The sequence below is a fragment of the Acinetobacter ursingii DSM 16037 = CIP 107286 genome (assembly GCF_000368825.1).
In the GTDB taxonomy this organism is placed as follows: domain Bacteria; phylum Pseudomonadota; class Gammaproteobacteria; order Pseudomonadales; family Moraxellaceae; genus Acinetobacter; species Acinetobacter ursingii.
In genome coordinates this window covers 14,874-37,617 of the sequence record NZ_KB849718.1, presented here as the reverse complement: position 1 = coordinate 37,617, position 22,744 = coordinate 14,874, and the positions used below count along the sequence as shown (strand labels likewise).

Here is a 22,744-nt window from a genome sequence, read left to right as displayed (position 1 = left end):
ATCACGTTTGTTTTGACGCAATGATTCTATCTCGGACTTCGTCAGCTGTTTTACGAGAGTTGAGGATATACTTTGCTTCCCACTCTGTGAGCCTTTCGAAATCGTACCCGTAAATCGATTTCCACCATGCTTCAAGATTACCATATACATCCCTCAATTGCTGAAGAGTTTCTTTACTTAGAGCTAATTGTGATGAGTATTGTTTACCCGTCAGTGCATATGCTCCAATAACTTTATTCGTCCCAGTTGTTTCAATATGACCTTTTAATGCTGCAAAAGTACCACCTTGGGTCTGGGTATCATCAACAATAATAACACATTTATCATTGTTTATTGTCCCATCAAATGCTGGTGGGTTGGCTAATCTATGCCACCCATCACCGCCAGTTCTTGATACTTTTATAGCTTGAACTATATTCGTATCAACTTCAAGCCCAAGTTTCTTTGCTATAACTGCTGAAGTAGCTAAAGGAATCATATTACGACCGACTGCTTCCTCAGCATGTACAGGTACTATAATAGTTTCCCGACCATCGATAATTCTTTCTAGTTCAGCAATCGCCTCATCCGAAACTAAATCTTTAGCTAAAATATACGCACTTTCAACATCCCCTGCTTTAGCAGCTTCATACATGTAATGAGAGGTTGCATCTCCAAGACCACGGTCAATAACCGTTTTAGGAAGCATATTCCAATCTGTGCGATATAACTTCATATTTTTAAATAAGTTTTAATGATGGCTAGCATTAAATTTTACACTAAATTTACCGCTAGCATCTCTTGGATATTATTTTTCGTATCAGGCAGCACTCTCAAAAGCCGTTTGTTTGGACAGTCCCCATGATCATACACGAGGCAGCTTCAAATACTTATGGGCCCATCCTATCCAGTTGTATCTTCTTGCATCACATGAATATTGTATACTCATTTTGACTACTTGAAAATTATGGAACAACGTCAATAAAAACAATAACTCTAGAGTCTTTAGTCGACATTCCTAAAAAGGTAAATTCAACATTTCTTTCCATATCATTTCTTTGTGTCTCTGGATGAACAAAAGAAACATAGCTTATTTCAAAGAATCGGGCTAGGGTTTTTATGCCAATGATTTTGTTCTCTTCATTAGCAATTAAAACATCTAATTCCAGATCAAACTCTTCTAATTATTTAATTAAATCTTTAACTTTCATTTTACTATCAACCTCTATGAATTATTTAAAAAATTAGCACAATGAAACTTGTGAAAAAAATGGATTTGCACAAAATTTTTTAGCAAAAAAAAGCATAGCAACCAGAAAAATCGTTCCAGCAATCAACAAAAATATCCCCGTGTGCTTCCAGTTTACAACATTTTGACTACCACACTGCCCACAGTAGTAATAATAGCCTTTGATACGGCCACCGCATTCAGGACAATTTTTATGATTAATGAATAAGTTACTCAACGTCTCTTCTCCAAAATTCTTATTATCAAGTTGTAAGTGAAGATAGCACACATTTATAAAAATGTCTTTTTTAAAACATCAAAAGATGTTATAAAAAAGACATTCGCTACTTTAGGATAACTTTTAAGATGAATTTAAATCTCCTTGATGAAGAATCAATCCAACCTTCTGAACCCACGCCATGTGATTTTTTCAAAGGTGAAAATGCTATCAAAAAAGCTAAACAGTTAGGATTACCTGATCTCGAGTTAGTCAGAAACGCAATTATGATCGGTGATGCTGACTATAGAACAAATACTCACTATAACCGTGCACGCTTTATTGCACGATGGGGAAAAATTGGAGAACAGATTGCTTTACTGCTTCGACAATCTGATCCTGCTTGGATATTCCACAATGACAGCCAGCCAAGAATTGAGAATACAGTAAAGAAAATACAAATTATCTTTATGAGCGGGAATATTGCATTGGGGTTAGCTGATCAAGTTGTATCAGCACACTGTGAAAAAGGATTAATGACATTAAATAATATTAAGGAGAATCAGTCTGCTTATGATGATGAGACAAAATTGAGAACATGGATTTTATACTTTCCTTCAGCATCACATCCAGCCTATAAAGACATTGATATCCCAAATATTCCTTTTGAATTTGCATACCCAACTAGCTTCGTACAGGACTTAAAAGCGAAAAAAATTTCAATTTTACCAAGTGACCATACTTGCAGAATTGCATTTGAAATAGATAATACAGTTCCTGTAAAAACTGATCCTAAGCCAGTATTGGAACCATCTAATGAAATTAAACCAGATGATTTTGATATTCAGCTTGTAGTTTAATCTGAGGTTAATGTGTTTAATAAAGATCGTTTACGTATTGCTAAAGAATTACGAGGACTTAGCAATACCGATTTCGCAGAAAAATTGAGTTGCTCTATCTCTAAGGTAAAGCAACTTTTAGACGTGGATAAAGAAATCAATGAAAATGATCAAGATGATATATGCCGTGTATTAAATTTACCCAAGTCATTCTTTGCAGGTAATGACACACAACCACATGAAACAGACCAAATCTTCTATAGATCGGTTGCTCGTATTAAAGCACAGCATAGAAAAGCTAATGAGGCATATACTCTTTTAGCAATAAATATTAACAAGTACTTAAATCAGAAAGTAAAGTTACCTACTTTTCACCGTCCTGATTTAGATATTACTGAGTTTTTGGGTGAATCTAAGTATGCCGATCACCTAGCGTCAGAGTTGAGAGGTTTATGGGCTTTAGGTAATCAACCTATTAATAACATTGTTTCGTTGTGTGAGCTAAAGGGAATCCGTGTCTTTAGATTACCGACTGAAATTCGAGAAATTGATGCACTATCTTTTTTTGATGATGAAAGTGGTAGCCCTTTCATATTTCTAAATACATTTAAGTCTGCCGAAATAGCCCGCTTCGATTGTGCACACGAACTTGGTCATATCGTTATGCATACGCATAACAAAAAAATTCGTGTCGAGAAAGATAATCGTGTTCTCGAAACTGAAGCGGATCAATTTTCATCTGAATTTTTAATGCCAACAGATGCATTTCTTTCTACTGCTCCACGCTATTTTTCACTAGAAAATATGATTGAGTATAAAAAGATTTGGCGAACATCCCTGAAGGCTATTAACTATAAAGCTCACAAGCTGGGATTAGTTAGTGATTGGGTTAATCGTAGTAACTCTATAAAGATCAATTCGTTGGGCTACAACATTAATGAACCTGAAGAAACTCATCGAGATGAGAGTTTGATGTTGCCCAAAATTATCTCTGTTTTAGCCTCACAACCATCTTTTGATAAAAATAAAATGCTTGATGAAATTGGAATCTCTGAAGAAGATTTTAATCAATTAACATTTGATGCTTTAGCTAAAGTTGAGCCCCCGAAGAAAAAACATAAGTTATATATTGTCGAGTAATACAAACCTTCCTTAAAAATAATGCGCCTTACGGCGCACTATTTATGCAAAATCCTGATTAATTTTTTTATGACTTCACGCCCAACGTAGTTTTGCATCCCATAAGTCATACTGAAAATGTAACTTGCCCCATCATGACTTTTTTCATATAGCCTACTTGAACTGACACCATAAATCCCATGTGTTCCATAAAGCATCGTATACAATTTCAGATAAATTCTTTAGTTATGTGATCAGGCTATGTGCTCAAATTACCTATTTCCAAATAAAAGAAATTTGACACTCTTAGGTGTCGATACAAGCCAGTTTGATCTTGAGCTTAAGGATCATGTATTCCCTTCCTATCATGCTCCAATCATTCTGAACGGCTCAGATCACTTAGAGCTTGATATTGCAAAGTTTGGATTACTACCGAGCTGGGCGAAAGAATTGAAGTTCAGCAGTCATACTTATAACGCCAGAACTGAGTCTGTAGCAGATAAGCCTAGCTTTCGACATGCTTGGAAGTACAGCAAGTTCTGCCTAGTCCCAGTACAAGAATTTTATGAGCCGAAATACATCAATGGCAAGCCACACTGGTACACCATCAAGCGTAAAGATGATCAGCCTTTTACTGTTGCAGGGATCTATGATGATGCAGTGATTAATGGCAATAAGGTACGTTCCTTTTCAATGTTGACCATCAATTCGGACCATCACCCTTTTATGAAACAATTCCATGCACCGAAGGATGAGAAGCGATCCATCATCGTTATTCCAGAACAGTACAGAAAAGACTGGCTAACAGCCGATCATGAACATGCGCATGAATATTTCTTTCAAATGCCCGATGAATTCGTCACATTTCCACGCGATGAGCAGAAACAAAACGTCTTATTCTGACGCATCCTTGTTTATCCACAACTTTTTAAATTTGAATTTTAAACGCTGTTAGTAATATCCTATTTAAACAAATTCTACTTCCAAACACGCCTCGTAGCGTAGGAGTATCTCATGTCTAAGAAGTTGCCTATTTACTTCTCTGACGACGCATGGTCATCTTTACAAGAGCTCATGGGTCCAGAGGGTAAACCAAGTCCTACCATCAACACCGTGCTTGAACAAATCGCTGTTCAAAATGAGCTTGTTGAAAAATTAGGGCTTACTGCTGTCCTACCCAAATCCAAAGTATCTATTCCCGTCTCTTTAGAGCGTATTCCTGCAGGTCCGGCCTTCAGCACCAAGGATGAGCAAGACAAAGCACTCGATCTGAATGAGTTCCTGATTCACAACCCTATTTCTACTTTTATTGCCTATGTAGACAGTGAATCCATGCTCGATGCTGGCCTAGAGATTAATGATCCAATCATTATTGATCGCAGTATTGAAGTCAAGCATTACGATATCGTGGTTGCCCTGATTGATGACAATGCCTCGACCATTAAGCGGCTGATGATCACCAATAAGATGGCCAAGTCTGAAATCAAAGAAATATTTGGAGATGAAGATTATCCGCTTCCAGAACTTTGGTTGAAGGCTGAAAATTCGAATTACAATCACATCATTCCTGATGATAGTCAGACCATATCAATCTGGGGTGTGGTGACTTTTAATTTAAAGCGTATTTATCACCGCTCATAAAAAGAAGAATAACCATGCAAAGTGAAAATGAAATATTCGCGTTAGTCGACGTGAATAATTGCTACGTCTCGTGTGAGCGTGTGTTTAATCCTGCCTTGAATGATCGCCCAACCATTGTGCTCAGCAACAATGACGGCTGTGCCGTGGCCAGAAGCCAGGAAGCGAAAGACTTAGGCATCAAGATGGGTGTTCCTGTATTCCAAATTAAAGAGCTGATCAAACAACATAACATTCAGGTGCTATCCAGTAATTTCTCCTTATATGGCGAAATGTCCAAGCGCTTTATGGAGCTGCTTGGGGACTATGTTGCACCAGGAGATCAAGAGGTCTATTCCATTGATGAATGCTTTCTGAAGCTCACAGCTTACGAGCATCTATTTGACCTGACTGTATATGCTCAAGACATGAGGGCTAAGGCTTGGCGTTGGTTAGGCCTACCCTGCTGTATTGGAATTGGTCGCTCTAAAACCGAAGCCAAGATTGCCAATCATCTCGCCAAGAAAAACAAGTTCTTCAATGGGGTCTGTAATCTGGCCCATATGGACCCATGCTCTGCAGAAACGCTACTCGCGCAGGTTGATGTGTCTGAGGTTTGGGGCGTAGGCAGACAGAACTGTAAGAAGCTCAATACTATGGGTGTTCAATCTGTGCTGGATCTGATCAATGCCAATCCTAAAGAAATCAAAAAGCAGTTTAGTATCGTGATGGAAAAGACGGTGCTTGAGCTACAGGGCCTTTCTTGTATTGACCTTAGTGATGATACTGTAGCGAAGAAGCAAATCATCAGCAGCCGTTCATATGGCAACCCAGTGTATGAAATGGATGACATTAAAGCTTCGGTTCGGCTTTATGTGGCCAGAGCCGTGAAACGAATGCGGGAAGATGGCTCAATCTGCAAGATGATCGGCGTGTATATCCAAACCAGTCGCTTTGATAAGACAGAGCGCTACTCGCCTTACATCGTCGTTCAAATGCATGAGCATACGGATGATCTACTGCTCATCACCAAGGCCGCGATGAAAGGCATCGATCAGATATTTAAGAAAGGCTTTAAGTATAAAAAGGCGGGAATCGTGCTGCTCGAAATTACAGATCAATCCAAGTTTGTGCCCGATCTATTCACGGACTATTCACATAAGCAAGAGCGAGAAAGGCTTTCAGATGCCATCGAAGCCATCAGTGAACGGTTTGGGAAGAATCTCGTCACGCTAGGCATTGCCAACAATAAAGAAGCCACATGGCACATGAATCAAAACCTTAGATCACCTTCGTATTTAACCAAATGGTCTGACTTTGTCAACGGCATTCTAAAATTGACCCCTTTTACCTTACAAATGGCAAAGTAAAATTGACCCCTTTGATCTCGTATTAAGTTTCAACCTGGGGCTGAATCCCTATTCTTTTTTTATCCTTCAAACGATAACTCTCACCCGATATTTGTACCACATGACAGTGATGCAATAACCGATCTAACATCGCAGCGGTCAACGTGACATCATCTGCAAAGGATTTGGACCACTGGCTAAAGGGTAAGTTACTCGTCAATATCGTACTGCCTTTTTCATAACGCTTGGCAATCACATTAAAGAACAGATTCGCTTCTTCACGTCCAAACGGTAAATAACCAATTTCATCGATAATCAGTAACTTTGGTCCCAGTACCGCACGTTGCATATAGGTTTTCAGTTTACCTTGCTGATAGGCTGTACTCAGTTGCAGCATTAAATCCGCTGCGGTAATGAACTTGATCTTAATGTTGTTCATGATGGCCTTATAGCCTAATGCCATAGATAAATGCGTTTTTCCTACTCCGCTAGCCCCCAGAAACACCACATTTTCTGCTCTAGCAATAAAGCTCAGATTGAACAGTTCAATCACCTGTGATTTAGGGGCCCCTAGGGCATAATTAAAATCATAGTCTTCCAGGGTTTTGACTTGAGGCAGGCCTGAGAGTTTCATCAGTACCTGCTGACTGCGCTGTTGCCTGGCAGCATATTCATGCGTCAAGATCGCTTCAACAAAGTCGGCATAACTTCCATCCTGACCTAATGTTTGTTGTGCATGATGTGACCATTGTGATGCGATGGCAGGCAGATTGAGCTTTTGGCAAAGCTGCTCTATACGGTCGTATTGCAGATTCATCAGGAAACTCCCAGCAACTGGTCATATACAGATAAGGGATGCTGCAAACTCTCGTAGGGCATGACATGCTGAGCTGCTGCAACAGGTACAGTGCTAGAACCTGTATCTGATTGCGGTAATGGCGTAAATTTTTGCTGCTCCTGTTGCAGTCGAACAGCCGGTTTTTCTTGCGTGGTGGCATGAATCCGCTGATTGGCGGTTTCATGCAGCCACCGGCCAATATGGGCATTGGCGACATCAACATCTAACAGTAAACCCGAAGTCTTCAGGCTTGCTTTCAATGGCACAATAAAGCTTGATTTGAGGTATCCATTAAAGCGTTCAACTTTGCCTTTGGTCTGTGCACGGTAGGGCTTACATACGCGAGGACGAAAGCTGTATTTCTTGGCGCAGTCGAGCAGTTTGGGATTCCATTTATGCTGCCCCTCCTGATAGGCATCCCGTTCAATCATGATCGTTTTAGCGTTATCAAACAGGATTTCCTGAGGTACTCCTGCAAAGAACTGAAATGCATTTTCTAGACCATCGATCCATGCACTGGTACGTTCATGATCATAAAATTTCACGAAAGTCGCTCTGGAATAGCCTAATGTTGCGACAAAGGCTTTCAAAGTCGTGTTGTTGCGTCGAATCGTGGTGAAATCCACCTGCATTTGTTGACCAGGTTGGGTTTCAAAACGAATGATCGGTTCCGGTTTGGCAACTGGTTTTAATGTTGCAAGATATTCCCTCAAGATCCTGATCTTTCCTGGATATCCCAACCTTAAAATTTCCTGGTAGAGCACAACAGCAGGAATCCATTCAGGATGAGCTGCGTTTACACGTTGGAGTAAATAGGGTTTATATGGGTCAAGGATACTTATTCTAGGCTGTATACGCTGATACTGAGGTGTGGTGTTTTGCCGTAAATATTTACGCACAGTATTTCTGGACACCCCCAGTTCACGAGTAATGGCTTTAATAGATTTACCTTGCTGATGAAGTATTTGGATTGTCACTGCTTGCTCCAAAGTTAACATGTTGAGCAGTCCAAAATGACCGCTATATTAACCAAGGGGGTCTGTTTTTAAATGCCATTAGGGGGTCATTTTTACACTGCCGCTAACAACTTACCAAGAGTAGGATAAAAACATGCACTTATTTAAATTAACTGACGAACAACTCGCACAAATTCTTATCCCGAAACGATTTGTACCACCTACTCCACCTGAACATGAAGGCAAGAATATGGTCTATGTATTTGATAGTGAGGATAAGTTTGAACTGACTTATGATGAGCTGGTGGAAATCATTAGCAAAGCTAGAATGGCTGGTCCGAAGTTGATACCTGTCTTAGGCACCGTGAATTAAATTGTGCAGTGTTCGCACGCCACTTGAAACATAACTTGATTGGAAATGAATTTGGGCTGAGAAAAATTCAGTTCAAATTTAACCTGACGGGCACACTAAAAAATGGGTAATTGTCAGATCGAGTTTGGACTACAACACTTTAGCTCATCGATTTACCAAAGTGCTAATCTTTACACTATTGTCTAAAATCCAGTGACCAAATTGTGATGCTAAAGCTTTTAAATTCCCTTTATTATGAATCAAAGTTAGTATGATGCTTTTCATAAAGACAGTTTACTTATAACCAGAGAGATTTTTAAACGAGCCTGTAAATTATTTTGTGTAAGTTCTATTTTTTATAAATGATCTTTTAATCGATCATCGAACTGAATCGTAAACCAATTCATTGCTAAACGCCAATTTTGAATTGGCATTGTCCATTTCTTAGCAGCATTGGTTGTTGCTAAGTAAATGACTTTTTTGACTGAATCATCTGACGAGAAGATCTTTCGCTTCTTGGTTGAATGGCGAATTACGCTATTCAACGATTCAATCGCATTGGTTGTATAAATCGCATGACGTATTTCAGCTGGATAGCTAAATATTGTACGGATATTTTCCCAATTGGCTCTCCAGGATTCTCCAATTTTCGGATATTGATGATTCCATTGATCACAGAAGATATCTAGAGATTTTAAGGCATTTTCTTCTGTACTTGCTTGATAGATCGCTTTTAGACCAGCTGTAACAGCCTTGTAGTCTTTCCAGCTTACAAATCTCAGGCTATTGCGTACAACATGCACGATACACAGCTGAATGTCCGTATGAGGATAAACAGAGGCAATGGCATCAGGAAAGCCTTTTAACCCATCTACACAGGCAACAAGAATGTCCTGTACCCCTCGATTTTTGAGTTCTGTCATGACGGATAGCCAGAATTTGGCACCCTCTGTCTGAGCAATCCACATACCGAGTAATTCTTTTTGCCCATCCATATTGATGCCCAAAGCAAGGTATACAGACTTGTTAATCACATTGGAGTGTTGACGGACTTTTACAACAATACAGTCGAGATAGACGACTGGATACAGACTATCTAATGCTCTATTTTGCCACTCAGTCACTTGCTCAATCACAGCATCGGTCACTTTGCTTATAAGTGATGCTGAGACATCTGCATCGTACATTTCTTTGAAAAATGCGACAATTTCTCTATTGGTCATTCCTTTGGCATACAGGGAAAGAATTTGGTCATCCATACTGGTAATGCGTGTTTGATGTTTTTTGATAATTTGTGGCTCAAATGAACCTTCCCGATCACGTGGAATATCTAAAGCCAATTGCCCATCTTGAGTTGAAACAGTTTTTGAGCTAAAACCATTTCGGCTATTTGAGCCTTTTTTCGGCTGATGCTTTTCATAACCAAGATGATCTGAAAGCTCTGTATTGAGTGCAGTTTCGATCATGAACTTTTTAAATATGGCGGTCATTTGGTTTAAGTCTTCTGGTGTTTTTAGACCCTTAGCCAATTCAGCAGCCATACTTTTGATTGTTGCTTCATCCATGTGAAGTACCTTTTGTAATTATCCTCTGAAGGATAAATGAAAATTAAGTACTTACACAAAATTTAGAACAGTCCCTTTTAAACAATTCCCCCTTTTCAGTTTGCTTAGGCTATTTGATCCAGAGTTCATCTTTTTGCATCATTTTTAACATTAAATTAAATATAACCAGCGGAGTAACATTTTTTTTGTTAGAGCCGACAACTCTTTGAAAACTAAATTTAACGGTTCGCTCAGGAGCATCCAAATTAACTGGGTAGTTTTGTTTTTCTAAATACAGATGATCTCCTAACATTGGCTCTATACCAGTAATAAAATTAACAATTTGTTGCTCATCACCTTTCATTCGGCATTGAAAATGTAGAAAATTCTTACGCAGTTTTCCAAATAATAATAATATTTTAAGCGCCTTAACCATGTTCTTTTCTTTCAGTGCATCTTGCTGCCTATCATCTTTATAATGAAAATCAAGGAGAGGAATTATTTCATCTGGACGAGTCAGTTTTTTAGCCTTTTCGTAAAGTTCATCAAACCAACTCTCTTCTAAATTCTTACTATAAACATAATTCGTTTTTAAATTAAATTTTTGGCGATCCATCCATTTAGTGCTCATCCATTGACATCGTTGCATCCATTCTTGAGCTTGGGTATCTTCGCTTAAACGACCTTCTCTAAAACTTATCAAACGTTGAAAAGGTGTCAGAGTACTCTTCTCTATACTAAACTTCTTTTCTTGTCGGCCAGCCATCGTAACTGGCTGTGTTTGCTGATAAGAATTAAACCATTTCTGCTGCTGAGTATAACGATTTAGGTTTATGTAGTCTGTACTTGACTTCACTGGACTAAAACACTGTTCTAATACTTTTTTTGAAATGATACACGGCGAATTATAAATTCGATCGACTGCTAATAAATCCAAAACATGAAGGTAATTTGAAGCCGTTTGCTCAATACTGCTATGCCCCATCCAAGAGGCGAGCACCTGCCATTTATGTTGAATAATCTCTTCTTGAGCACGTGCTTTCATACCAAACAATAAATCCCTCATCTTTTTTGCTTTTACCCAAGGACAATCTGTGTAGGTCTTGATCATTTCTTTTGAACCGAGCAAAGTTATTGCTAGATAGTTAGCAGCACTGTGGCGTAATGTATGAAAACTAAAGCCATGATGCATACCTAATATTTGACTAAACAAATCTACTGTAATTTTGCTGATACATTGATCAGTTAATACACGATGATTCACACTAAAAAGTAGATCATCCTGCTGATTAACCAAATATTGCTCATAACGATGTTGTATGTAACGTTGTACTACTAAAAACTCATGTTCTGACAATGCAATTTTCAATGGTATTTGACGATTCGCACTTCGCGTTTTCAGACGGCGATATGAATTGTCTTGGATATGAAGCGTGATATTATTAAAAACTGTATTTTCTTTTTCTTTATAAAGTAGCTCTGGGCAAATAATATCTTGTATTTTAAGACAACGAACTTCATTTAATCGAAGTCCAGTTCTATAACTTAGTAAATACATCAGCTTTAAACAACTCAGATGATCGACCCACTCTGATGCCGTTGGCTCTTGACTTAAATTTTCTAGTTTTTCCAATAATTTGCCAAATAGCAAAGGACTCACTAGCCGTGCATTGCAAATTTGTAAATGCTTAAAACTTGAATTCTGTAACACCAATACCCCTGGAGCATCATAATTCTCTATACAGAATTGATGAAAATCTTTTAGGCGACCAAAACGGTATTCTGCGCTTTGGTGCATCTTACGAGAGGTTTTTCCTTTCACCGAATCTCGTTGAACTGCTTTTTCATCACGTTCACTGCTGTATTTCAATAGCTGCCGATATAAATCCTCATAGTCATCTATGGATTGTTGCTTTAAATCTAATTTATTGAGCCAAATCTCAAATATAAATTCTTTGCCAAACGATCCTAAGTAGCTTTCAATAGTTGATAATTGAAGCCCTCGTTTTTTTAAATGCATTAACCAGTGAATTAAGCGTAGTTGAGCATCAATTAAAGACTTTTCCTCCGTATTAGCATCAACTATCTTCTCCTCTAACACCCTTCTAGTTTCTTGCCAAAAACGTAGCGTGCGTTCTTCTTTATTCCTCTTTTTATCTAAACGCTCAACTTTTTGACCTTTACGTTTCTTTTGACCAAACAACATCAACTCATACGGAATCGTTTGTAATTTGCTTTGAACAGTCGGAACTTCAGGAAGTAACTGCTCTTGTTCAAAATGAATAGGGCGATTATCTGGTTCTGTGACTTGATTGTAATCATTATTCCACAGCAATCTAAATTCGGATGGCCTTAAAGCAACAGTATTAATCTCTTGCTGAAGCACATTACTCAAAAATATATCTATGCTGAGGTTTGGATTAAATTCGAGTACCATTTGCACATCATTAAATGCACGAAATCCACGGCGTTTAATTTGATATTGCAGATCCCCAAGACTTTTTTTCCTGCCTATCTTACTCAAGCTTTCTAAAATACAATCTTCAACTGAATGTTGCAGACAAAATTCTTTCTGAGTAGCTTTCAACTTTTTTAAATATTGCAAAATGAACTGCGCATATGGGTTAAAAAAAACATGTTTCCATTGGTACAACTTTCCCTGTTCTACATCGTTGCCATATTGAGAGTTTTCAACACGATAATGTAGTAACAATGGATTAGTGATTTTTTTGTAGTCCGAATGGTATAACCGAAAACAATTCAGATCTGTACCAAGCTCAATGGCCTCCTGCAATTGCTTCTGAATAGCAATCAAATGCTGTTCATCTGCACAGCCTGAAATATATATAAAACTTAAGCATAAATTTCCCCATAAGTACTTTGGTTCATTCCAATATTCAAATGAATCTTGCCAATACTGCCTTAATTCCTTAAGTACATGGATATGTAGATGCCCCTGTTCTAACCGTGACTCTGTACTCTCAATTTTTCTAGGCAGTACGATCCGTTTAGTATGTGGATTTAGCTTAATTCTGTATGATTTTTTATCTACATTCTGGTTGAATTGCTTCCTTCTTTTATTAAATTCATCTTCAGTAAATTGCATCAGTTTTGATTGTTCGTCTCGGCTCAACTTTTGACTCAAACAATCAACACTATCTTTAATGTCATGCCATTTTTCAGCGATCTGCTGATCAAGTTTTTGCTGCATTTCTTTCGTCAATACTTCAGGTGGAGAAGGCTGTCTATCTAGCGACTTTTTCACCATTTTATGAATATCAACAAATAGATCATCTAGTTGTGGTTTTATTAGTTCTTTGATTTTTTGCATACAACTATTTTCGCTCTAAGTGTTTAATCGATAAAGATTTGACATTATCTTGCAATTGCTGGCGGGCTTGCTGTACATAGACATTCGGGATAAGTGAAGAATGCGGATGAAAAGCCTCTCGGTCACGTTGGTCATGACCATACAGGGCCTGAATTAAGTGAAAAGCTAATGCTGGTTTACCCTCTTGCTGCTCATGCATCAAAAAGTTCATGTCAAAATGACGTAACCAATTCGAATACATATTCTTTGGAAAGACTCCTTGCATATATGAATTCACCCATTTTCTCGATAAAGGGATTAACTTAATTTTCCTGCTCTGCCATTCTTTGACAGTTATCGGCAAGATATCTTTACTAAAAATGACCTTACCAAAAAGATCATTTACAGTTATCTTCTTCTTTGCAAAGACTTGTCTAAAAAATGAACCGTACGCTTCAATAATTTGTTCTAAAAAGGCAGTGTAATTTTGCAGTGTTTTTATGAAAAAATCAGATAAAGGGATAAAACGACCATCTTTTCTTGCTTTACTATTTTTTTTATCATTCACATATAAAAGCTTGAGCTCAACACAATAATCATCCAAATTCCCCAACAGGTTTTTTTTAGGCCGACTTGCCAAACTCAACAAACTGATATGCCACATCCAACACGCATATGCATTAAGTTGATTAATAATGTGCTTATCTTCTTGGATGTTTTCGTGACAATGTCTATGTAAAATATGGAATTGCTCTTTCACAAAATTGGGTTCAAGTGCCAGTTGGCTCCCTATCCTTCCTATAGATAATGCAGATTGCACTTTGAATTGTTGTTGCAATATTTTTAGTTCAGCCGTGTCTTCAGTAAAATGTGTGGAATGTGGTGTAAGTGCTTTTTCTAAAAAGGCTAGATATGTGCTACTGAGTTGAGTTTTCGGTAGCCCGCCATAATAGATACCAGGCATGTGATGCTGACTATCCCGCCCAGCAATTACATGAGCAAGATATTCATTATATGTTTCATAATATATATGAAAATATAATTGAGCCTGCAGTTTTTCTACAGTGATCGAACCTACAAACCGATTATCAAGCCAATTCTTAAGTTTCGTATTAATGTGTGTTGATGAAATTAGTGGATTCGATGCTTGTTCTATATAGTCAAACCAAGCAGAAGGTAAATGTAGTTGATGTGTCATCACTTCATTCCACCGCACATGATTTAAGCTCTTAATCTTCTGCTCTGTAATTTTAAGATTTAATTTGAGTAAATATTCGCGACGTCTACTTGAACCATTCTGGATCAAAATTCCATCTTGAATAAGCTCGTTAAAATCCATCAGTGCGACGGGTGATAATCCCGTCAAAAGTGACAATAAACATGCTGCAGCGATTGCAGCATCCCTCCAGTGCCCGGATAACTCGGTTCTCAACACATAAACAATTTGCTTCAGTATATCTGGCGCCAAATAATGTGGATTTGTAACAAAAGGAGCATGACGGCGCTGGCGATGCCGCATTAGATGCGTCGCATTATCGCTGAGTATATAATTTAAATTTTTAGACTTTTCATCTTCTGAATAAAACTCCATTTCAGGATCTAATAGATCAACTTCACCCTCTTCATCTTTGTGAAGAGCGGCATCATAAATACTGATCTTTGCGTTATGTCCAATATCTACTTGCTTACCCGTTTTAATTTCACGAAATTTTTTGAGTTCATTTTTCGTCGGCCATTGCAAAACTTTACTTTTTTTTGACTTACGCTGACGATGAACAACACGACGATCATCAAGTCTTTTAAAAATTATTAATAGAGCCGATAAATACTCTATGGCTTGTACTTGTTTGAAATCTTTAATATTAAAAAGTTGATTACGATCCTCCTTTTTCAAGTTACGTTCGTACATGACATAGCGATTTAGTAGCTCACTGCATTCTTGAAATAATTCAGCATGATTAGAATCCAGAACATATCGTGATACATAGCGAAAGAGATCACAAACATGTTTTTGCTTATTCTCAGCTTTATCAATTTTTGCAAATTCTTGATACTGCCGATATGTTAAAAAACTCGCTTGTAGAATCAAATAACGTTCAGACGACAGCTCTTGAGTATTACTAGTAGTCGGGCATGCAAAATAACTTAAAGAAGCTAGATAATAATATTTACCTAATTGTCTAGAACTAGATATATAGCCATATATCTGTTGTGCTTCCTTATTTAGAGCATGGGCTTTTTCACGTAAATCATCTGATAGATCGACAAATTGTGTATTCACAACATGATTGCGTAATAAACAATAATCTTTTTGGAATTTTTCTGCTAAATCTAAGAATTGCTCTTCTGTTTCAATCTTTGGCATATTCGCTTTCGCTTAATTTTTTATCAAATTGCATTGGTTAAATTCATTACGATCTGAACAATTTGGTAAAAGTTGATCTTTTATTGAACTCTTTGTCAGCTTAAAAAATCTAGCAAAAAATTTAGCATCCAGCTCTTTCTGAGCTTTTCTCTCAAAGCACAAGTGTTGCTGTGATTTTTCGATAAAATCATCAAGATTATGTATCAACTGTAAGATTGCAACATAATTAGAATGTACACGTAAGCATGGCTCCGTTTGCATTAATAGCAATATTTTTTGCCAAATTTTCACATAGATTATTTTGAACTTTGCTTGTACTACTACTTTCTGGCTCTGTTTAATCTTTTTGATTTTCAGTAGTTCTGAGTTAATTTTTACTATCTTAAATTGAACATTTTGTCGCTCAAAGCAAAAGGGCATGATAAATTGCCCCATAAATATCTCTATATTTTTTACTAAATAGTCAAATTTTAACATTTTTATCGATATAAAAAATGAGCATATCTTTGTATATTAAAATTCATTTAATTTATCAACTAAATTTTCTCAAAATTACAATTATCAACAAATACATATGGTTTACTTATCATGGGTGGTCTAAATTTTAAAAATTCTTCCACTTTTTTTTAGTTTTCTGTTATTACATGAAACAATACCGTTGTATTACATTTTGAAATGCTGTGTATGCAGCATTGATCAAAAAGATTCTCTGCTATACTTACTTCACGTGTAGCATCAATGGAGTTTCGAAATGCTCAGAACCACTGAACAGAAAAAAAAATATATTCAAGCGACACGTGCGCAAAACTATCAAGCCAGCCTAAAGCTTGAAGGCATTACAACGACAGCTCAAACAACTCAACAAAGTAAAGCTGAAATCTTGCAAAAATATAAGAAGTATTCGCAACCCGAAACTTAGTCAGGTGCATGTATGGATAAATATGGGGAAATGGGTGACAGCCTGTATTGTTACCCTGGCACAAATATCCTAAAGAACAAACTCAATATTCATGATGAACAAATTTTAGAACAAGCTGAACTAGAACTGTCTGGATTGGCAAGTAACTTAATTGAATATGCTGAACCACCTTACGACTTACAATACTTAAAATCAATTCATGCGCAGCTCTTTGGCGACTTATACGACTGGGCAGGAAAGTTAAGACAAATCGATATTTCCAAAGGTGACACCCGTTTTTGTAATTTTTCCCGTATTGAAATTGAAACCAATAAACTACTCAAACCGCTTCAAGAAAAAAAATACTTTCAAGGCTTAGCACCACAACAACTGATTCCTCAACTTGCCGACTTGTATTGTGAGCTTAATGTCATACACCCATTCCGTGAAGGTAATGGACGTACACAACGGATTTTCTTTGAGCATCTGATTGCTCATTGTGGTTATGGTATTGATTGGTCTCGCATTGACTCTCAACAACAATGGATTCAAGCCAATATTGAAGGTTTTTATGGTAATTTAAATCCATTAATTAAGATTTTTGAAATATGCTTTATTCAAAATACCTAAAATTTAAGTAGTCGAAGCCCACAATCCTTAATGAGCCATCATCTTTGCTTCAATCCACTGATTAATTTCCCAAATAAACCAACAATCACGATTCTTAGAAATCTTAATACTCTTCGGGTAATTTAGGATCGTAATATTCAGATTACTTATCCAGAATTGAATAGATCGTTAACTTAGATAGACTTTTAAGCAATGTAACTTGCCGCATGTTTATCAACATATGTCTCAAAAAAGTCTGCCCATACATAGATTTATGGCGTTTAGTGCTTAAATTTCAGATTAATCTTCGTCTGATGACCTGAATGGATGTTACAGATTACATGCAGGTGAATTACTCTGTGGCTGTATCATGGCTTTTGTGCAATCCAATCCATTTGATCCGAATGTTCTCTTTTGCAATAAAGCAGCCTCTTCTGCTTTTCCTGAACCAACGAACTATGTCATTGATTTGATTCAACCGACAACAGTGATGCTGAATCAAATCTCCAAAGAAGGGATTAAATGCAAGAAATGTGGTAAGAAAAAGATAGGGGATGGAAGTTATTATCCGTCTAATTGGAACCAGCCCATGAGTCGAGATCAGTTGAGTAAGAATCATTTTAAATGAATAAGAGAAGGATGGCTTACCTCACTTCTCCGAATAACAATGCTATGCTTTTCAACCAAGGTTATAAATTGGCAACTACATTTCATACTTCTTCATGCTGGTCCTATAGCCTGTAGACAATTACTACATCATTTGCATTCAATGCTCAATACAGCCTGTCAGCAGAACCGCAGCGATACTTTTTTTCGTGCATACATGTAGTGTTTAAATCCATTCATTTTTCAATGATCCTCTGCCGTTTATCACATTTATGGTCGATCTTTAACCTTGTGAAAAATGCACATACCGATCCCTTCAAACTGTCAAATTTATGTATGCATGACATTTAAAGAAAATTATCTGATCAATTTTTTTAGGTAAAATTCATCAAGAAAAAGTTATTATTATTCATAACATCACCAATAACCACATAAAAACAATAATTTAATAAATTATTCTTCCAATTTTTTTATATTTAGTGTTATTACCTCTAAATCCATGTTTACCACCTTCTATTACATAAGTAATTTAGAAGTATCCACGATATAAATTGCTTGCCCTCACACCTCTCCCCTCTCACGCCCAAAAAATTTATACTGAAAGGCAGATTAAGCCCGTTCGAGTTACATATAGCCGCATGCTATATTGAAAGCATTAAGAAAATATCCTCAATATTTATAGGATTTTTAAAGTATGAACTAATTTTCGAAGAACCCTTTCTAAGTAATGTGACCTATTAGGAAAAATGAAAATACTGAAATCTCCGTATCAACAATCAGTCAAAGTACATCCTGATGATTTTCTGTAACCGATACCCAAGGACTATACCTACCCTTCTGATGTGCTGTGCAACAAAGCCCTCCTTAGCCACACTATAGCTATAGATTAATTCCATTATTTTGTGATTTAATTAAATTATTCATTCTTAAGACCCAATTTAATGGATTTATATTTCACTAAACCAGAAGAAGTTGTGACTCTTTTAGGTGAGCGTTTACGTAAGCAACGACTCTTTCTGGAGATGTCTCAAGCTGAGGTAGCAGCACGCGCTGGTGTCGGCGTGAATACAGTTTCGAATCTTGAAGCGGGACGAAATGTATCTGTTGAAAATTTAGTCCGTATTGCAATGGTCTTGGGTCGATTAAACGAACTTCAGGAACTATTTAAACCTCAGCTTAACAGTGTGAATGACATTCTTCGCTATGAGAGTCAAAGTAAGCGCCACCGTATTAAGAGGAAGGGATAATGCTCAATAGACTTAATGTTTATTACAACGGTTGGGGCGAATCATGGTTATGGGGAACGCTGATTAGTTCAACAGCCACGACAGGTAGACCCACCATTGTTTTTGAATATAGTCCAGAAGCAATACAGCAAGGTGTTGAGCTCTCTTCTTACTTGCTGCCTTTAAAAGGTCTACCATTCAGACAAGGTTTTCCTACTCATCAAATGGGACTCCCAGGTCCAGTCTATGACGCTTTACCAGATGGTTGGGGCATGATGTTGATGGATCGATATTTCAAAAAAATTGGCTTAAATTCAGCACGAATTGGACCTTTGGAGCGTCTGACCTATATTAGTAGTCACGCAATGGGTGCCCTCTCCTTTGAACCTTGTGTTGCTGACATGCAAACCTCAGAAAATATCCCTTTACAACAACTGGCCCAGGAAGTTCAAGAAGTACTCAAAGGTGAAGGTGGTGAATTTCTACAGCATTTATTGGTCATGGGTGGCTCCCCTCAAGGTGCCAGACCAAAAGCGTTGGTTTACCGAGATCCTGTCAATTTAGAGTTTTCGACTCAAGATTCTGATCAACATGAAGCCTGGCTGATTAAGTTTCCTGCTCAGCAAGAGCATCCTGAAGTCTGCGCCATTGAAGCCGTCTATGCAGAATGTTTGCGACTTTGTGCAATTGAGACTCCAGATACCCATTTCTTTAATTTGCCCAATGGTTTAACGGCTTTTGCTTCTAAACGATTCGATCGTCAAAATGGTATGCGGATTCCAATGCAGAGTTTGGCTGCATATACAGGAGCAGACTATAAAGTTCCAGGTAGCCTAGACTATCGCAATTTTCTCCGGGCAACCTTGATGTGTACGCAAGATGTACGAGAAAGATTGCATGCTTTTAAACGTGCTGTGTTTAATGTGCTTTTCAATAATCGGGATGACCATACTAAGAACTTTTCATTTCTCATGGAGAAAAATGGTCAATGGAAATTGGCTCCAGCCTATGATGTGACCTTCTGCGAGGGTCCAGGTGGTTATCATCAAATGGACATTATGGGAGAAGCGCTCAATATTTCCCGAAATGACATACATAAACTCGGTACTTCAGAAGCTAATCTGACTACTCTAGAAGTCGATGAGATCATCTTGACCATGCGTGAAATTGCACTTCAATTTAGTCAAATTGCGCAGCGCCTGTATCCCCATCAAATTCGAGAATCTACCCTACAGATGATTCAATCACGGATTCAACAGAATATTGATTTTTTAACTGAAACCTAAGCGTAAATATAAACTAAGCGCCAACCATCAACTGCAAATAGACTTTGATATAGTTAGTCGCTACATAATCTGTAGAACCTGTGAATTAGCTCTCTTTATAATCACGAATATTAGATGGATCACCGCCAAGATATATTCTGCAAACGTGAAATCACTACATCCAGATCGAAAATCACTAAGAAAAAACTGTCACCAAAAAAAGGTCTGCACTATGGATAGATGCAGACCAAACTCTGGATAACTACCAGCACGAGAAATATGTCGCAATTTTGCATAGACATGAATTTGATAAAATCAGCCCAGAAAGCCAGAAATTCATAAAAACTATTTCATCAATCCCCTATAACTTAATCACGTTCATGGTCGATCTTAAATCTTGTGAAAAGTACTCATGCTGACCTAGCCAAACTGTAAAACTCATGTATTCATAGCCTTTAAATGAATCTTTCAATCGGTATATTTAAGGTAAAAACTAGTAATCAGAAGTTATTATCACCCCCATATAAAACAAGGATCAACTTAAAAACAATAACTTAGTAAATTATTCTTCCATTTTTTTTATATTTAGTGTTATAGTTTTTAACCAAACCTAGTACACTGGTTTCCTGACCTTGTACATATTTTCCAGTACGCTTGGCATAGCCATTTAAAATTAGAGTGTGATCATGATCTGCAGTTATCACAATCAAGGTATTTTTTAATTCAGGGTCACTTTGTCGAAGTTTTTTAATGGTTGCATCCAAAGCCTCGTTTAGGGCAATTGTATCCTGTAATGCACGCTTAGCATTGGTGTCATGTAAAGCATGGTCTATACGTCCCCCTTCAACCATCAGGAAAAAACCATTTTTATTTTGGGTTAGAATGTCCAAAGCGGCCAACGTCATTTGCTTTAAGCTAGGTTCAGGCAAGTTTTTTTTGGTTCGATCTAAGTCATAATTTAAATGGCTAGTATTAAACAAACCCAATAATTTTTCATTCTTTCCTAACTTCATCTGGGAGAGTTGAGTTTGATCATAGACCACTCGATAGCCTGCTTGTTGCATTTCTGCGATCAAATTCCGTTGGTCTATCCGTTCTCCCCCTTGATCTTTCGGCAGAAATTGACGCTTACCCCCGCCTAGAATCACATCAACCCCATCTTTTAATTTGACGTTATAACGCTGATAGGTATCACCTTGCGAACTTGGTACTAATTGGGATGCTATGTCATTTTCAGCATCACGATGACAAATATGGGCATAAGTCGATGCTGGTGTAGCATGCGTAATGCGAGTTGTTGTGACTACCCCTGTACCCCAACCTCGTGCTTTGGCCAATTCAAGTAAAGTTTGAGTGTCTTGCTTATTCTGGTTCTGAGGATTGGTTCCACATTGATGATTTCCGGCCTGATTTGGTTCTACTGCAATTGTTCCAGTCTGCATGGATATCACTTCATTTTTCATTTTTACACCTGTCATATAGGCACCCATCGATGGTGCGCTATCTGTAACCTGTGCATCTTCTGAGAAAGTACGAACAAATGCTGACTCTGGCAGTTGATCTATCGGCAGTTGGCCATCTTCACCAACAGCATAAATTCGTGCAGCTGTCAGTGTCGTGATACCCATTCCATCTCCCAAGAAAAAAACCACACGGTGGGGCTGTTTTAGTGGTTGTACTGAAGCAGAAGATGATTGAACTAAAGCAGGACTTTGGCAGCCCGTCAAAATAACTGTGCCCAAACTACAGCATGCCAAACTTATTGATTTTTTATTAAATTTTTTCTTATGCCAAAGCATTGCATCGCCTCATCTTAGGATGGTCGAAAAATACGCTTTAAATATTCAATTTACATGACAAATTTATGAAAATATTATTATGACTAATTAGGGTCTGTTGACATTTACTGTGGCTTTGTTGCACAAAGATTTTAAAAGTAGAACTCCCCTAAGCTTCTCAAACTTAAGTGACAACTTGGGTGTGAGGTCTGCCTAAATCCGTAAATTTATTTAATACTGCCACACGAGCATGAATCTCATTCACTTGGCTCTGAAAGTTTCTCGCACTGAGTTTATATGCGGACCAATTCGTTGTACGGTAGATTTTAGTTGCTGGCTTCTTCATTCGGAAATTATATTGCTGAATCAGACCTTACAAACAGCTTTGTGCAACAAAGCCGTCTTTAAGTACTTTTTTTAAAGGAAAAATCATCGACTTAAATCTATATTTCCAACAGTGCCACTTTTATCGCTTTAGCACCTCAACTTATTTAAGTGGCGTAACTTACATAACTTATGCATCCCATTTAAGTGACCTCAGTTATAGTATTCCGTGTCAGGAATTTGTCCACTTATTCCAATGATGATGAGAACTGCAGCATTGACTTAGATCGCCAGTGCTCAGTACTGGCCATCATGTAGCTTTTAT

Annotated in this window: 18 protein-coding genes and 2 pseudogenes; 11 read left to right on the top strand and 9 right to left on the bottom strand. The window is 37.6% G+C overall.

Features of this window, described 5'->3' with window-relative positions; all coding sequences use genetic code 11:
• Position 1: 1 nt before the first annotated feature.
• Positions 2 to 715 carry a phosphoribosyltransferase gene (locus F944_RS14680; RefSeq protein ID WP_004992178.1) on the bottom strand — a complete coding sequence of 238 codons (714 nt, stop codon included), beginning with the start codon at positions 713 to 715 and terminating at the stop codon, positions 2 to 4.
• A gap of 858 nt (positions 716 to 1,573) precedes the next feature.
• On the opposite strand from F944_RS14680, the gene F944_RS14670 reads away from it, so the two are divergent.
• The 5 genes from F944_RS14670 to F944_RS14650 all read left to right on the top strand — a co-directional run bounded on the left by F944_RS14670 (position 1,574) and on the right by F944_RS14650 (position 6,369).
• Positions 1,574 to 2,284: a hypothetical protein gene (locus F944_RS14670; RefSeq protein WP_001052588.1), complete on the top strand. Its 711-nt coding sequence runs from the start codon at positions 1,574 to 1,576 to the stop codon at positions 2,282 to 2,284.
• Positions 2,285 to 2,296: 12 nt separating this feature from the next.
• Complete coding sequence (locus F944_RS14665) at positions 2,297 to 3,403, top strand: ImmA/IrrE family metallo-endopeptidase (RefSeq protein WP_004992176.1); 1,107 nt, start codon at positions 2,297 to 2,299, stop codon at positions 3,401 to 3,403.
• A 240-nt stretch (positions 3,404 to 3,643) separates the two neighbouring features.
• Positions 3,644 to 4,285, top strand: a complete 642-nt coding sequence (locus F944_RS14660; protein ID WP_002046584.1) for an SOS response-associated peptidase — start codon at positions 3,644 to 3,646, stop codon at positions 4,283 to 4,285.
• 111 nt (positions 4,286 to 4,396) lie between these two features.
• Positions 4,397 to 5,023, top strand: coding sequence for a LexA family protein (locus F944_RS14655; protein WP_004658359.1), 627 nt, complete (start codon positions 4,397 to 4,399; stop codon positions 5,021 to 5,023).
• 14 nt (positions 5,024 to 5,037) lie between these two features.
• Positions 5,038 to 6,369 carry a Y-family DNA polymerase gene (locus F944_RS14650; RefSeq protein ID WP_004992171.1) on the top strand — a complete coding sequence of 444 codons (1,332 nt, stop codon included), beginning with the start codon at positions 5,038 to 5,040 and terminating at the stop codon, positions 6,367 to 6,369.
• Between the two features lie 22 nt (positions 6,370 to 6,391).
• Here F944_RS14650 and istB read toward each other — a convergent pair whose 3' ends face one another.
• Both istB and istA read right to left on the bottom strand, forming a co-directional pair.
• Positions 6,392 to 7,165, bottom strand: coding sequence for an IS21-like element ISAba8 family helper ATPase IstB (gene istB, locus F944_RS14645; RefSeq protein ID WP_001053379.1), 774 nt, complete (start codon positions 7,163 to 7,165; stop codon positions 6,392 to 6,394).
• The gene (gene istA, locus F944_RS14640) at positions 7,165 to 8,184 is read right to left on the bottom strand and encodes an IS21-like element ISAba8 family transposase (protein ID WP_004988759.1); all 1,020 of its coding nucleotides are present in this window, start codon (positions 8,182 to 8,184) and stop codon (positions 7,165 to 7,167) included. Before istA ends, istB begins: the two co-directional genes overlap by 1 nt.
• Positions 8,185 to 8,296: 112 nt before the next feature.
• Between istA and F944_RS14635 the strand changes: the two genes are divergently transcribed.
• Entirely contained in the window at positions 8,297 to 8,515 is a 219-nt protein-coding gene (locus F944_RS14635; RefSeq protein ID WP_000550047.1) for a hypothetical protein, read from the top strand.
• Between the two features lie 335 nt (positions 8,516 to 8,850).
• On the opposite strand, the gene F944_RS14630 is transcribed toward F944_RS14635, so the two are convergent.
• The 4 genes from F944_RS14630 to F944_RS14615 form a co-directional block, all read right to left on the bottom strand.
• On the bottom strand, positions 8,851 to 10,059 hold the full coding sequence (locus tag F944_RS14630) for an IS256-like element ISAba26 family transposase (RefSeq protein ID WP_004987597.1): 1,209 nt from the start codon (positions 10,057 to 10,059) through the stop codon (positions 8,851 to 8,853).
• Positions 10,060 to 10,168: 109 nt separating this feature from the next.
• Entirely contained in the window at positions 10,169 to 13,369 is a 3,201-nt protein-coding gene (locus F944_RS14625) for a site-specific integrase (RefSeq protein WP_002046149.1), read from the bottom strand.
• Between the two features lie 4 nt (positions 13,370 to 13,373).
• A complete protein-coding gene (locus F944_RS14620; protein WP_004992168.1) occupies positions 13,374 to 15,713 on the bottom strand; it encodes a hypothetical protein in 2,340 nt (779 codons plus the stop codon).
• Positions 15,714 to 15,725: 12 nt separating this feature from the next.
• Positions 15,726 to 16,190: a hypothetical protein gene (locus F944_RS14615; RefSeq protein WP_000911011.1), complete on the bottom strand. Its 465-nt coding sequence runs from the start codon at positions 16,188 to 16,190 to the stop codon at positions 15,726 to 15,728.
• 274 nt (positions 16,191 to 16,464) lie between these two features.
• On the opposite strand from F944_RS14615, the gene F944_RS16850 reads away from it, so the two are divergent.
• From F944_RS16850 to F944_RS14595, 5 genes are all read left to right on the top strand, one after another.
• Complete coding sequence (locus F944_RS16850; RefSeq protein ID WP_002125865.1) at positions 16,465 to 16,632, top strand: YhfG family protein; 168 nt, start codon at positions 16,465 to 16,467, stop codon at positions 16,630 to 16,632.
• Positions 16,633 to 16,644: 12 nt separating this feature from the next.
• Complete coding sequence (locus tag F944_RS14610; RefSeq protein ID WP_004658347.1) at positions 16,645 to 17,241, top strand: putative adenosine monophosphate-protein transferase Fic; 597 nt, start codon at positions 16,645 to 16,647, stop codon at positions 17,239 to 17,241.
• A gap of 349 nt (positions 17,242 to 17,590) precedes the next feature.
• A complete protein-coding gene (locus F944_RS14605) occupies positions 17,591 to 17,848 on the top strand; it encodes a hypothetical protein (RefSeq protein ID WP_004726728.1) in 258 nt (85 codons plus the stop codon).
• A 919-nt stretch (positions 17,849 to 18,767) separates the two neighbouring features.
• The gene (locus tag F944_RS14600; protein ID WP_000366814.1) at positions 18,768 to 19,073 is read left to right on the top strand and encodes a helix-turn-helix domain-containing protein; all 306 of its coding nucleotides are present in this window, start codon (positions 18,768 to 18,770) and stop codon (positions 19,071 to 19,073) included.
• Positions 19,073 to 20,338 carry a type II toxin-antitoxin system HipA family toxin gene (locus F944_RS14595; RefSeq protein ID WP_004992164.1) on the top strand — a complete coding sequence of 422 codons (1,266 nt, stop codon included), beginning with the start codon at positions 19,073 to 19,075 and terminating at the stop codon, positions 20,336 to 20,338. The genes F944_RS14600 and F944_RS14595 overlap by 1 nt, the downstream gene beginning before the upstream one ends.
• Before the next feature lie 569 nt (positions 20,339 to 20,907).
• Here the strand turns inward: F944_RS14595 and F944_RS14590 are convergent.
• Positions 20,908 to 22,116, bottom strand: a pseudogene (locus tag F944_RS14590) (alkaline phosphatase); the annotation flags it as partial.
• A gap of 163 nt (positions 22,117 to 22,279) precedes the next feature.
• Positions 22,280 to 22,390 (bottom strand): annotated as a pseudogene (locus F944_RS17005) (IS5/IS1182 family transposase); the annotation flags it as partial.
• Between the last annotated feature and the right edge of the window lie 354 nt (positions 22,391 to 22,744).